11 protein-coding genes and 1 pseudogene are annotated in these 13,519 nt (G+C 60.2%); 7 read left to right on the top strand and 5 right to left on the bottom strand.

Features of this window, described 5'->3' with window-relative positions; genetic code table 11:
- Window positions 1-89 precede the first annotated feature (89 nt).
- Window positions 90-1,403, top strand: a complete 1,314-nt coding sequence (locus EJA71_RS04850; protein WP_158954785.1) for a leucine-rich repeat-containing protein kinase family protein — start codon at window positions 90-92, stop codon at window positions 1,401-1,403.
- Window positions 1,404-1,515: 112 nt separating this feature from the next.
- Here the strand turns inward: EJA71_RS04850 and EJA71_RS04855 are convergent, their stop codons facing one another.
- Window positions 1,516-2,220 carry a YebC/PmpR family DNA-binding transcriptional regulator gene (locus tag EJA71_RS04855; RefSeq protein WP_158954787.1) on the bottom strand — a complete coding sequence of 235 codons (705 nt, stop codon included), beginning with the start codon at window positions 2,218-2,220 and terminating at the stop codon, window positions 1,516-1,518.
- Window positions 2,221-2,439: 219 nt separating this feature from the next.
- Here EJA71_RS04855 and EJA71_RS04860 point away from each other — a divergent pair, with 219 nt between their 5' ends.
- Window positions 2,440-3,852 carry a type VI secretion system Vgr family protein gene (locus EJA71_RS04860; protein WP_158954789.1) on the top strand — a complete coding sequence of 471 codons (1,413 nt, stop codon included), beginning with the start codon at window positions 2,440-2,442 and terminating at the stop codon, window positions 3,850-3,852.
- A 4-nt stretch (window positions 3,853-3,856) separates the two neighbouring features.
- Here the strand turns inward: EJA71_RS04860 and EJA71_RS04865 are convergent, their stop codons facing one another.
- Both EJA71_RS04865 and EJA71_RS04870 read right to left on the bottom strand, forming a co-directional pair.
- Entirely contained in the window at window positions 3,857-5,248 is a 1,392-nt protein-coding gene (locus EJA71_RS04865; protein ID WP_158954792.1) for an FAD-dependent oxidoreductase, read from the bottom strand.
- 73 nt (window positions 5,249-5,321) lie between these two features.
- A complete protein-coding gene (locus EJA71_RS04870) occupies window positions 5,322-6,647 on the bottom strand; it encodes an MFS transporter (RefSeq protein WP_158954793.1) in 1,326 nt (441 codons plus the stop codon).
- 282 nt (window positions 6,648-6,929) lie between these two features.
- On the opposite strand from EJA71_RS04870, the gene EJA71_RS04875 reads away from it, so the two are divergent.
- Window positions 6,930-7,802 carry a LysR family transcriptional regulator gene (locus EJA71_RS04875; RefSeq protein ID WP_158954795.1) on the top strand — a complete coding sequence of 291 codons (873 nt, stop codon included), beginning with the start codon at window positions 6,930-6,932 and terminating at the stop codon, window positions 7,800-7,802.
- Between the two features lie 178 nt (window positions 7,803-7,980).
- Window positions 7,981-8,673, top strand: a pseudogene (locus tag EJA71_RS04880) (CatB-related O-acetyltransferase); the annotation flags it as partial.
- A gap of 22 nt (window positions 8,674-8,695) precedes the next feature.
- Here the strand turns inward: EJA71_RS04880 and EJA71_RS04885 are convergent.
- On the bottom strand, window positions 8,696-9,556 hold the full coding sequence (locus EJA71_RS04885) for a LysR substrate-binding domain-containing protein (protein WP_158954797.1): 861 nt from the start codon (window positions 9,554-9,556) through the stop codon (window positions 8,696-8,698).
- 112 nt (window positions 9,557-9,668) lie between these two features.
- Between EJA71_RS04885 and EJA71_RS04890 the strand changes: the two genes are divergently transcribed.
- From EJA71_RS04890 to EJA71_RS04900, 3 genes are all read left to right on the top strand, one after another.
- Complete coding sequence (locus tag EJA71_RS04890; RefSeq protein ID WP_158954799.1) at window positions 9,669-10,778, top strand: 2-aminoethylphosphonate--pyruvate transaminase; 1,110 nt, start codon at window positions 9,669-9,671, stop codon at window positions 10,776-10,778.
- 143 nt (window positions 10,779-10,921) lie between these two features.
- On the top strand, window positions 10,922-11,749 hold the full coding sequence (gene phnX / locus EJA71_RS04895; RefSeq protein WP_158954801.1) for a phosphonoacetaldehyde hydrolase: 828 nt from the start codon (window positions 10,922-10,924) through the stop codon (window positions 11,747-11,749).
- A 189-nt stretch (window positions 11,750-11,938) separates the two neighbouring features.
- Window positions 11,939-12,487 (top strand): cytochrome b, encoded by a 549-nt coding sequence (locus EJA71_RS04900; protein ID WP_158954802.1) that lies wholly within the window; start codon window positions 11,939-11,941, stop codon window positions 12,485-12,487.
- 3 nt (window positions 12,488-12,490) lie between these two features.
- Here the strand turns inward: EJA71_RS04900 and EJA71_RS04905 are convergent, their stop codons facing one another.
- Window positions 12,491-13,417 (bottom strand): 1-aminocyclopropane-1-carboxylate deaminase/D-cysteine desulfhydrase, encoded by a 927-nt coding sequence (locus EJA71_RS04905; protein WP_158954804.1) that lies wholly within the window; start codon window positions 13,415-13,417, stop codon window positions 12,491-12,493.
- Window positions 13,418-13,519 lie beyond the last annotated feature (102 nt).

Consider the following 13,519-nt stretch of genomic DNA (forward strand, 5'->3'; position numbering starts at 1 on the left):
TGCGATCCAATATTAATCCACGGCATTGCCGTTATCATGTCGGCCATTCCAGCGCCCTGCGCTTGCCCCTTCCAAAAGCGAACACCGACATGCACACCCTTGCTCAATTGCGCGCCGGCGAGTTGTCCGGCATCACCCGACTGGATTTGTCCTGCGGGCTGACCGATTTCCCGCGCGAGATTTTCGACCTCGCCGATACGCTGGAAGTGCTCAACCTCAGCGGCAACGCCTTGAGCAGCCTGCCCGATGATCTGCATTGCTTGAGCCGGTTGCGCGTGCTGTTCTGCTCCGACAACCAATTCACCGAGCTGCCGGAATGCCTCGGCCAATGCACGGCGCTGACGATGATTGGCTTCAAGGCCAACCGCATCGTCGACGTCCCCGGCGGCGCCCTGCCACCGCTGCTGCGCTGGCTGATCCTCACCGACAACCAGATTGAAACCCTGCCGAGCGAACTGGGCGAACGAGCGAATCTGCAAAAACTCATGCTGGCCGGTAATCGCCTTAAGGCGCTGCCGCCGTCGCTGAGCCAGTGTCATCGCCTGGAGCTGATCCGCATCGCCGCCAACCAGCTGACCGAACTGCCGCAGTGGCTGCTGACCCTGCCGAGTCTGACGTGGCTGGCCTATGCCGGTAATCCGCTGGAAACCGAGGCCGACGCCGCCGCGTTGCAAGCCACGCCACTGATCGAATGGTCGGCGCTGCGTCTGCAGGAGCAACTGGGCGAAGGCGCGTCCGGGGTGATCTCCCGGGCGATCTGGCAACGCGACGACGCTTCGCTGCAAGCGGTGGCGGTGAAGTTGTACAAAGGTGAAATGACCAGCGACGGCTCGCCGCTGCACGAGATGAACGCCTGTATCACCGCCGGATTGCATGCGAATCTGATCCGCGTGTTGGGGCGCGTTCACGGGCATCCCGACGATCAGCAAGGGTTGGTGATGCAGTTGATCGACCCGAGCTTTCGCAACCTCGCGGGCTTGCCCAGTCTCGCGTCCTGCTCGCGGGATGTTTACGCCAACGACTGCCGCTTCAGTGCCGACGTGGCGCTGAACATCGCCGCAGGCATCGCCTCGGCCGCCGGGCATCTGCACCAGCACGGCATCACCCATGGCGATCTCTACGGGCACAACATTCTGTTGAACGAGCACGGCGAATGTTTGCTCGGGGATTTTGGCGCGGCGTCGTTTCATGCCACCACTGGCACTGCACAGACTCAGGCGCTGCAACGCATTGAAGTGCGGGCGTTCGGGATTTTGCTGGGGGAATTGCTGGCGCGTATCAACTCGGGGTTGAGTGATGATCGGCGTCGGGGGCTGGAGACGCTGGAACAGCGTTGCTGCCAGGCGGATGTGCTGGGGCGGCCGGGGTTCAGTGAGATTATCGAGGTACTGGAAAACCTGTGACCGCTGCGCGGTCAATCGTTGGCTGGGCTAGCTTCCACAAGGATCGTGTGAACACCACAGATCCGCTGTGGAGCTAGCCCTGCTAGCGATGGGGCATCACTGACGCCGCAAATCAGCCAGCCAGACCAACGAACATGTCCTGTACGTCGTCATGGTTGTCGAGGCCTTCGAGGAAGGCTTCGACTTCAGCCATTTGCTCGTCGCTCAAACCGCTGACCGGGTTCTTCGGCTGGTAGCCCAGTTTGGCCGACAGCACCGTGAAACCTTGCTCCGGCAGGGCTTTTTGTACGGAGTCGAGGTCGGTCGGGTCGGTGTAGAACAGGGTCGCGCCCTCTTCGCCCGCTTCAAAATCCTGCGCGCCAGCTTCGATGGCGGCCATCTCCGGATCGGCGTCCGGGGTGTCCGGCGATGCTTCGATCATGCCGACGTGGTTGAAGTCCCAAGCCACGGAGCCGGAGGCGCCCAGTTGGCCCTTGCGGAACGCCACGCGGATTTCCGCGACAGTACGGTTGATGTTGTCGGTAACGCACTCGACGATCAGCGGCACCTGATGCGGTGCAAAACCTTCGTAGGTCACGCGATGGTATTGCACGGTTTCGCCCAACAGGCCTGCGCCTTTCTTGATCGCGCGATCCAGGGTTTCCTTCGGCATCGAGGCTTTCTTGGCCTGTTCGACGACCAGACGCAGGTGTGCGTTGGTGGCAGTATCGGCACCGTTACGCGCAGCAATGGTGATTTCTTTCACCAGTTTGCCGAAGATCTTGCCCTTGGCGTTAGATGCCGCTTCTTTGTGTTTAACCTTCCACTGTGCGCCCATTACTCACTCTCTTGATCTGTGGCGCCGAGACATCTATTGGCCGACGCGTGGCGGCAAGTTTATACGGCCTAAAGTCGGCAATCGACCAAAAATTCCAATGCAAAATCGACATCTTCGCCATCACTTGTAGGGCGATTCTGAAAACACCCTTTGTCATGACCATTCTGCGCTGTGGTTTCGTACCCTCTGAACCCCGTATTGCCTGACAGAGTCGCTCGAATGCTCAACGACAAGGAAAGTCCGTTCACCCTGACCCTGACCGACAGTGGATTGTGCCTGCCCGTGTTGCGCTTTGACGGTGAAGAAGCGCTCAACCAGCCGTTCCGTTTCAACATCGAGTTGATCGGCCTGTCACCGGCCGTGGCACCGACGACGTGGTTGCATCAACCTGCGTATCTGCGCCTGAATGACCACCACGGGATTCACGGCATCATCCATAGCAGCCGTTGCGAACATCGCGGTACGCACCGGGTCGGCTATCGGATGGTATTGGTGTCGCACTTGCAAACCCTGGCGCAACCGCCGCGGCGCCGGGTCTTCGTCCAGCGCAGCGTGCCGCAGATAATTCAACAACTACTCGAAGAAAATGCCCTGTTGCCGGAGCGGTATCGGCTCGAGATGAGCGTCGGCCATTACCCGCAACGGCCGTTCTGCATTCAGTACGAGGAAAGTGATCTGGCGCTGTTGCAGCGGCTGTGCGAGGAAGAAGGCATTCACTATCACTTCGAACACCAGGCAGACGGCCACGTGGTGGTGTTTGCCGATGACAGCCTGGCCCTGCCACAAGTCCCGGCGCTGATTCCGTTCAAAGTCGATGAGCACACGCCGTCGCCCTCGATCAGCGCGTTGTATCAGCACCATCACGCCGCTCCCCTTGCGACGTTGCCCACCATTCGCAACCGCGGACAGCGTACGTTTGACGGAGAAGCAGCCAATCAGTCCGCGTTACAGCCCTCGGCGCCGGTGGTCACGGCGATCGAGCAACGCCACGCGCAACAACTCAGCCGCCGTCATCTGGAGCGACAACGTTGCCAGCATCGCTCGATTCAGGGTCGCAGTGATTGCCTCGGCTTGCTCAGCGGACGCTTGCTGCAAGTGACCGACCACCCCATCAGCCATTTCAACGAACAATGGCTGATCAGCGAAATGCGACATCACGGCCAGCATCCATCGATTCTCGATCCGATGCCGGCGGTCCATCGCTATCACAATGATTTCACCGCGCAGCCTTGGTCGACGGACTTTCGGCCACCGCTCAAGCAACCGCGTCCGAGTATCGCTGGTTATCACTTGGCGCAGGTGCTGGGTTCGCCCGGCCAACCTTCGCCACTGGATGAACAGGGCCGCATCGCCGTGCGCCTATGGCCTGGGCAACAACCGCCAGACGTCAAGGCTGACCCTGATGCCGAAGCGATCTGGTTACCGATTGCCATGCCCTGGGCCATCGGCCGTCTTTCGCCTGACGAACTGCCCTGTGCCGGCAGCGAGGTATGGGTGAGTTTTCTCGACAGCGACCCCGACCGCCCGATCCTGTGCTTGATCAACGCGCAGGATCGCCCTTCACGGGAGACACCGCCTGCGCACGACAACAGTTTGCTGCTTGATTGGCTGGTCAATCACGCAGGCCATTAGTCCCTTAACCTTTGTCGGCTTTACCTGCGGCGGCGGCGAACTTCGCCAGGCGCACGTCCAGATGCCGAGGGCGGTGGCCATGGTCCTCGGCACGCTCTTTACGCCGGATCGCGTTACGCACCACCAGCGAGCCGAGGTAGCGAATCGGTTCTGGCGGAAAGTATCCCAGCGGCCCGTTGACCAGCGGCGAGCGCGTCCACGGGTTGTCCAGGCCCTGCACCAGCGAGGCGAGAATCTGCCCACCCATGTGACACGGGCCGACGCCGCTGCCCGAATAGCCGAAGCCATAAAAGACATTGCCGCTGCTGCTCATCTGCCCGAAGAACGGCAAACCGGTGACCGAACGATCCGACGGGCCATTCCAGGTCGCGTCGACTTTGACCTCGGCAAACGCCGGGAAGAAATCGGCAAGACTGCGCTTCAGCAATCCCGCATAGGGCGACGGCTGATCGAACACTGGCAGCATGCGCCCGCCATACGCGAAAGTGTTGCCGCCCTTGCCGAGCATGATCCGGCCGTCCGGGGTGTTGTGGTAGTAGTGCACGAAAATCCGCGAATCGAGCACGGTGACGCCACTGGTCAAACCGATCTCCTGAAGCAATTCCGGGCGCGGTTCGGTGATCAGCATGTCGCTGGAAACGATCGCCACACTGCGTTCGAACTGCGGGAAGGCGCGGGCCATCCAGGCGTTCATCGCCAGCACCACACGATCGGCAATCAGATTGCCGTTCGCCGTTTGAATACGTGCCGGACGACCCTCCTCCAGCCCGGTCATCGCCGTATTTTCGTGGATTTTCACGCCCAGTTGCAACGCCACCCGGCGCAAGCCGCGCACCAGTTTGCCCGGTTGCACACTCGCCGCTGCCGGTGAGAACCAGCCCTCCAGATGTTTACCGGAACCGGCCATGCGCTGGACATCGGCCAGCGGGCGTTGGCTGAACGAGTTGATGCCATTGCGCTCCAGCGCGGCGATCACCGCGTCCGTCGAACCAACCTGCGCGCGGTTGGTGGCGGTGTACAACGTGCCATCGAGACGGTAATCGGCATCGACGGCGTACTGCTCGCAGAACTCGCCGATGGCGTGGATGCTGCGCTCCGATTCCTTGACCAGCCGCACCGCTTCTTCCACACCGAACAAGCGCTCGAGAGTGAAATACTTGGCCGACCACGACAACGCGCAGCCACCGTTGCGCCCACTGGCGCCAGCACCGCAGATGTCCGCTTCGATCAGCAGCACCTCGAGTTCGGGGTTCTGCTGTTTGAGCATGATCGCCGTCCACAGCCCGGTGTAACCGCCACCGACGATGCACACATCGGTGCGCACTTCGCCTTGCAACGGCGGGCAGGTGTCGGACGTATCAGCCTGCAAAGCCTGCTCCAGCCAAAACGGTCTCATGGGTTTTCTCCAGTCAGATGGCCACGGCACAGCCTGCCGCGAGCGCCGCAGCAGGCCGCGAGGCAAAGGGGTTTCAGGAACGCAGGGGTTTGATCGTCAGCGGGCAATTGGGAATGGACGCGCGCGGTTCCATCACACCGACCGGACGGCTGTTCCAGTGCGGAATCAGCACCAGTGCCGAGAACAAGGCGCAACCGGCGAAGACAATGAACACCGTGACCGTATCGAAGTATCCGGGAAGCAAACCGCCAAGCACCGCGCCGACCGAGCCGCAGCCGTTAACGAAGCCGGCCGCCGTGGCGCCAGCCTTGGCCTTGCCGAAGTCGATGGCCGCCGCACCACTGATCATAGAGTCCGGGCCGTACAGGGTCAGGCCCATGACAAACAACAGCGCCACCACGATGATCACGCTACCGGACTGCAACGCCGCCATGAACAGCGCCAGCGTCACGGTGAGCGCGAGCAGACTGATCACGCACGCGGGCATGCGGCGGGCGCCGAACAGTTTGTCCGAGGCCAGACCGATCATGATCGGCCCGAGCAAACCGGCCAGTTCGAACGAGGTCGGAATGATTGCCGCGCCGACCTTGCCGACGCTGGGCATCTGCTCGAAGACAATCACCGGGCCCCACAACAGAATCGCGTAACGCGCCGGTTTCAACATGAAATACGCCAGGCCCAATACCAGCACCGTGCGGTTGCGCAGGATTTCCTTCAACGGCTCCCAAACGCTGAGCTTGCTGTTGGCTTCGGTTTCTTCAGCGGTGAGTTCGGGCTCGGGCTCGACTGCCGGCAAGCCGACGTCTTCCGGTTTATTGCGTTGAAAGATAAAGAACAACACCGCGACCACGGCGACCACGGCGGCACTGGAAATAAACGCCGCGTGCCAACTGCCAACGAGCGTGTATGCCCACCAACCGGCAAACGGTGACGCCACCAGACCACCAAAGGCATAGCAGGAACTCCATAACCCGAGCACCCGCCCGCGCTGTTGCGCAGGGAAGAAACTGCCAAGGTTTTTACACAACCCCGACCATCCCGTTGATTGCGCCAAACCTTGAATCAACATACAGGTGGCGAAGATCGGCAGCGTGGCGAAACTGCCCATCACCAGCGCCGCAGCAGCGGAAATCAGCAAACCGCCGAGCACCACAACCCGTGGGCCAAAGCGGTCGGCGAGCATGCCCCAAGTGAATTGGCCGAGGGCATATGCCGCCAGATAGATGGCATCGAGGTTGGCCATGGCCATTTTGTCGAGCATGAAGGTGGGGTCTTCGGCGATGCCGAGTTTGGCCACCGAGAAGGCTTTGCGGGTGAAGTAGAAAGCGGCGTACGCGAGCCAGGTGATAGCGAAGATCTGCACGCGCCAACGCGCAATGGTGCCGATGTGCTTGTTCATGGTGGTTCTGACCTCAGGGTGTGAGTGTGCCGGCAGAATCGTTAAGAAAAACGCCTGTGTTTTTATTGTTGAGCACTGCGATATCACCGCTTCCCTGGGGTGATACCGGTCAGATGAGTCCTGTTGTTGCACGCACAGGCTCATCGCCAACCCTGCTGCCCGATCGGACAGTCAGCGATGGCGTGAGCGGATCAAAGCAATTACTGTTTAATAAATAAAATCGATTTATCGTATTTCACACATAAGCTCAGCTTGTTACTGATCACGTAGCCAGGAGCCGTCATGTCTGTTTCCCACGCCCAACTCAAAGCCTTCCACGCCGTGGCCGTGCATGGAAGCTTCACCAAAGCCGCCGAGCGGCTTTTTCTCACGCAACCGGCGATTTCCGACCAGGTGCGCAAGCTCGAAGAACGTTTCGGTGTATTGCTGTTTCATCGCAATAAACGCTCCGTGCGCCTCACCGATCTGGGCGAACGGCTGCTGACGATCACTCAGCGTCTGTTCGTGATTGAAGCGGAAGCGCAGGAATTGTTGCAGGAATCCCAAGCCTTGCAGACCGGCAGCCTGATTCTGGCGGTGGATGCGCCGGTGCATGTGTTGCCGCAGATCGCGCGGTTCTGCGAGCGCTATCCGGGTATCAGCGTAAAGATCGAGACCGGCAACACCGATGAATCGCTGTTCCGGCTGTTCAACTATCAGGCGGATCTGGCGCTACTGGGGCGTGATGTCAGTGATGAGCGCTTGATGTGTGTGCCGCTGCGTAACGATCCGATGGTCGCGTTCGTGTCGCGCCATCACCCGTGGGCCGAGCGCGAGTCGATCTGCCTGGCGGATCTCGATGACACGCCGCTGGTGTTGCGCGAGCACGGCTCGGTGACGCGGCAGACCCTGGAAGAAGAAATGGCCCGTGCCGGGTTTCGCATTCGCCCGGCGATCCAGGTCGAAGGTCGTGAAGCGGCGCGCGAGGCGGTGGTGGTGGGGATTGGGGTCGGCGTGGTTTCAGCGGCGGAGTTTGGTGCCGATTCGCGGGTGTGTGCGCTGCCCATCATCGACTGCACCCGGCGTTTGACCGAAACCCTGGTGTGCTTGCGTGAACAAAGCTCACGGCGAGTAGTGGCGACTTTTCTGGAGATGGTTCGCGAGAGTCTGCAATAGCTCGAGCATCCGACGCCATCCGTGGGTCGTGGATCTTTTGCGTCGTGAAACGAATGTATCCACTTCGACACCATCAGCTACAATTGCGCTCCACATGTGACAAGAAATTTCACAACATCATTGACCGTGACGCATCGAACCTCACACTGTTCGATGCCGGAATCCAGTACCCATCGCGATGAAAATAATAGATTCGGTTCGAGATCACTTCTGGAAAAAATGGATTCGCCAGCATGACTGCAAAGTCGCCGGCGGCATTTTTTCGTTACACAAGCGCTCGAGGCTGATTCTTGAAGAACACGTCAGCATTGGCCATGTGGTGATCGAGTCGAAACAACTCGCCATCGGTGCGCACACATACATCAGAAGTGATTGCGTACTGTCTGCTGTTTCCTCGATTGGCAGGTTTTGTTCAATCAGCACGCGGTGTTTTATTGGCCAGCAGAAGAGCTCTCATCCAACCGACTGGCTCAGCTCGCATCCGTTTCAGTACACCGGAACGGCATTGACGTTCGACCCGGTAGTGGCTGATGTCACGATTGGCCACGACGTGTGGATTGGCCACAGCGCGATGATCCTTGAAGGTGTACAGATTGGCACTGGCGCCATTATCGCGACCCGCGCGCTGGTCACTCAGGATGTGCCGCCCTACGCAATCGTTGCCGGTACTCCCGCGAAGATCATCAAGTATCGGCATGACCCGGACACCATCGAAAAGCTACTCGCCAGCGAGTGGTGGAATGTGGATGTCAATGTTCTCCAGACACTGCCGTTGGATGATCCCAAAGCCGCTTTGATTCAGTTGCAAGGAATGCCGCTCAAACAGGCGACCTACCGGAAAATTGAAGTTTCGCGAAAAAATACGACAGTTCTGCCAGCGACTCCGCTATTGGTTATTGCGGCGCCAATGCAAAAAATGCCTGAATCAATCGTAAATCCCGGCGTCGCTCCATGCAGCCAATCATGTGCCGGTTCACCAGCCCTTCCCCCGCAATCGGAATTGCCACCACTCGCGGGTCGTGGCTGACCTCCACCGATGACACCACGCCAACGCCCAACTCGGCGGCGACCGCTTCGGTTACCGCTTCACGGCTGTCCAGTTCCAGCAACACTCGCGGATGGATCGATGCCTGCGCACACGCCTCGTCAAACGTGCGCCGGGTGATCGAACTCGGCTCGCGCAGCACCATGATCACCTGATCCAGTTCCTTGAGTTTCACTTCCCCGGCACGCACCGCCCACGGATGCCCCGCCGGCACCAGCGCGCAAATCTGCGACTTGCTCAACCCCTGTAAATGCAAACCCTTGCGCGGCTCGACTTCGGTCAGCACCGCCACGTCCGCGTGCTCGGACAACAACGCCGCCAAGGTTTCCTGAGCATTGCCCAAGCGCAAATTCACCGTGATCCCCGGGTAGCGCGCACGCAGGCTGGCGAGCATCGGCATGACCATGTGCGGGCCGTCCGCTGCCACTTCCAGCCGTCCGGTGAGCAATTGCCGATTAGCCTCGAGCAGCGCTTGCGCCTCCTCCGCCAGACCGAACATCGCCCGGGTGATCGCCGCGAGTTTGGTGCCCTCCTCGGTCAGTTCCACCCGTCGTGCCGTACGCCGCAACAAGGTGATCTGGTAGTGCTCCTCCAATGCCTTGATGTGCCCGGTGACCGCCGGCTGACTGATGAACAACCGCGCCGCCGCACGGGTGAAGCTGCCTTCCCGGGCAACGGCATCGAAGGCGCGCAGCTGAAACAGATTCATGAATAACTCTCGCTGATGGTTGGCATAACAACAAATAATTTGATTGATGCAACGGCGAATTGCAACGTATGCCCCGTAGCTTCATCCCACAGCGCTATCCGAGGACACACGAATGAGTATCGCCGAACCCATCCTGCTCACTCCCGGCCCGTTGACCACTTCGGCCCGCACCCGACAGGCGATGATGGTCGACTGGGGGTCATGGGATGACCGCTTCAACCAACTGACCGCCAGCCTGTGCGAGCAATTGCTGGCGATCCTCAACGGCGCCGCGACTCACCACTGCGTGCCGTTGCAGGGCAGCGGCACCTTCGCCGTCGAAGCGGCCATCGGCACCTTGGTGCCGCGTGACGGCAAAGTGCTGGTGTTGATTAACGGGGCCTACGGCAAGCGTCTGGCGAAAATCTGCGAAGTGCTGGGCCGTTCCTTCAGCACTTTCGAAACCGCTGAAGACGAACCGACCACCGCCGCCGACGTCGACCGTCTGTTGCGCGCCGACAGCACCCTTACTCACGTCGCGCTGATTCATTGCGAAACCAGCACCGGGATTCTCAACCCGCTGGCGGAAATCGCCGAAGTCGTCGAACAACACGGCAAACGCCTGATCATCGATGCCATGAGTTCCTTCGGCGCCTTGCCGGTGGATGCGCAGAAAGTGCCGTTCGACGCGCTGATCGCAGCCTCGGGCAAGTGTCTGGAAGGCGTGCCGGGGATGGGTTTTGTCTTCGCTCGCAAAGACTCGCTGGCCGCAGCCGCCGGCAACTCGAATTCGCTGGCGATGGACCTGTTCGACCAGCACGCCTACATGCAGAAGACCGGGCAATGGCGCTTCACCCCGCCAACCCACGTGGTCGCAGCACTGCACGAAGCCCTGCTGCAATACAACGAAGAAGGCGGCCTGCCGGCACGGCATGCGCGCTACGCGGCGAACTGCCAGGCGCTGATGGAAGAAATGGGCAAACTCGGTTTGCGCAGCTTCCTGCCGGCGGCGATTCAGGCGCCGATCATCGCCACGTTCCATGCGCCGCAAGATCCGCGTTACCAGTTCAAGGACTTCTACGAACGCGTGAAGGCCAAGGGTTACATCCTTTATCCGGGCAAGCTCACTCAGGTCGAAACCTTCCGTGTCGGCTGTATCGGCCACGTTAGCCCGGACGAAATGCACCAGGCCGTTGCGGCGGTGGGTGAAGTGTTGCGCGAGATGGAAGTCCTCGAAATCTAAGCCCCACACAAATCCCCTGTAGGAGTGAGCCTGCTCGCGATGAGGCCGTGTCAGACGACGACGATGTTGAATGATCAACCGCTATCGCGAGCAGGCTCACTCCTACATTTGAATTGCATTGCCAAATCAGGAATTTAATTGCCATGAACTACGAAAACCCAAACAAGCTGCAAGCCGCGATCCTCGACTGGGCCGGCACCGTGGTCGATTTCGGTTCGTTCGCCCCCACGCAAATCTTCGTCGAAGCCTTCGCCGAATTCGACGTGCAGGTCTCCATCGAAGAAGCGCGCGGCCCGATGGGCATGGGCAAGTGGGATCACATCCGCACCCTCTGCGATCAACCGCAAGTGGCCGAGCGTTATCGCAAGGCGTTCGGCCGCACGCCGACCGATGACGATGTCACTGCAATCTACAACCGCTTCATGCCGCTGCAGATCGAGAAGATTGCCGAACACTCGGCGCTGATCCCCGGGGCGCTGGAAACCATCACCAACCTGCGTCAGCAAGGCATCAAGATCGGCTCCTGCTCCGGTTATCCGAAGCAAGTGATGGACAAAGTCGTCGAGCTGGCCGCCACCAATGGCTATGTCGCCGACCACGTCGTCGCCACCGACGAAGTGCCAAATGGCCGCCCGTGGCCGGCCCAGGCCTTGGCCAACGTGATTGCGCTGGGCATCGACGACGTCGGCGCCTGCGTGAAGATCGATGACACCGTGCCGGGCATCCTCGAAGGCCGACGTGCCGGGATGTGGACAGTCGCATTGATCTGCTCGGGCAACGCGTTGGGTCTGGATTACGCCGGTTTCCGTGCCTTGGGCAGCGATGAATTGGCCAGCGAACGCAAGCGCATCCACGCGCTGTTCGAAGGTTCGCGTCCGCACTACATGATCGACACCATCACCGATCTGCCGGAAGTGATTGCCGACATCAACAAGCGTCTGGCCAACGGTGAGATGCCGCAGTCGAGCTGATCCCTGCCACTGGCCGCAAACAAAAACGCCACCATCTGAACGATGCTGGCGTTTTTTATTGGCAAAGCCCTGACTCAGCGCATTGAAAGTCCGATCAGCCTCAGGCAAATCCGCCAAAGCGGATTACAGTTAAAGCATGCCGTCGCGCAAGAACGGCCGTTTTGACCCTGATCTGTGAGGAAACACCGTATGCCGTGGACAAGTTCCGAGTCTCGCTACAGCACTGTGTCGGTGCTGTTGCACTGGCTGATGCTGGTGTTGTTGGTGCTGGTGTACGCCAGCATGGAATTGCGCGGCCTCTTTCCCAAGGGCAGCGGCGGCCGCACGCTGATCCGCGAAGTGCATTACATGCTTGGCCTGACTGTGTTCGTGCTGGTGTGGTTTCGCCTGCTGGCGCGCAGCCTCGGCCCGGCGCCGAAGATCTTCCCCGCTTCGCCACAATGGCAAACGCTGCTGGCGCGGCTGATGCACTGGGCGTTGTACCTGTTCATGATCAGCATGCCGATTCTGGGCTGGCTGATCACCAGTGCCGAAGGACACCAAGTGATGTTTTATGGTTTTGATCTGCCGTTGCTGGTGGGTGAGGACAAAGCCTTCGCCAAACAGGTCGAGGGCTGGCACGTGCTGATCGCCACGATCGGTTATTGGCTGATCGGCCTGCATGCGCTGGCGGGGATCTATCACCATTATGTGGTGGGCGATAACACGCTGTTGCGGATGATGCCCAAGCGCGGTTGAGCCTTATCGATTGGCCGCTAATCCGCGCCGCCCCTGCAGGCCGCCGGTATGGATGAAGATCAGCCGCGTACCGGGCGCAAACCGGCGTGCCTCGACTTGCTGCTTGAGCGCCAGCAGGGCCTTGCCGGTGTACAGCGGTTCCAAGAGGATGCCGCTGGCCTGCTCGGACTGGTCAATGAACTCCAGCAACGGCGGATCGACCTTGGCGAAACCGTCACGGCTGGCATCGATCAGTTCATAGGTCGCATCGGTCGCCCCGGCTTCACGAATGATCGCTGAGACTTGCGGCGCTACCCCGTGATCGTCCGGTACAGCCAACGCGCCATAGACCGGGTGCGCACCAGCCTCGGCGAGCACCAGACCGGCCAGCGTGGTGCCGGTCCCGCAAGCCAGCCACCAGCCGTAATAATCGCTCCAGCCGAGGCTGGCCAATTGCGCCTGCGCCTGCTCCTTGATAGCGGCGCAACCAAGCGCTCCCGGTAATCCGCCGCCGCCCTCCGGCACTGCATATAGATGTGGGTATTGTTGCTGCCAGGGTTGCCAGAATCCCGGCTCATGCCGCGCGCGATAACCGCCGTAACCCAGCCAATGCACCTGCATGCCGAATGCTTGCAGATCGCGCACCGTGGGGGTGTCCTGCGCATGCCCGCGCAGCAGCCCCACTGTGTCGAATCCCAACCGTTTGCCTGTCGCCGCCAGCGCATGCAGATGATTGGAATGCGCCCCACCCAGGCTGATGATGCCTTCGGCACCGGCACGGTCGGCGGCTTTGAGGTGTTCGACGAGTTTGAACCATTTGTTGCCGCTGATCAGCGGATCAATCTGGTCCAGGCGCAGGATCGCGACTTCAATACCGGCAGAGGTGAGCCAGTCCAGATGAAGGTGTTCGAGGGGGGCTTGGGGTAGCCAATTGGCGGGAGGCAAAAGCATGGGCACGGCATGATCTGGAAAAGATCACATACTAGTAGGAGCTGCCGCAGGCTGCGATCTTTTGATCTTGATTAAAAACAAGAATCAAAAGATCGCAGCCTG

This window comes from Pseudomonas sp. PB106, from assembly GCF_009764645.1.
Taxonomy (GTDB): Bacteria; Pseudomonadota; Gammaproteobacteria; order Pseudomonadales; family Pseudomonadaceae; genus Aquipseudomonas.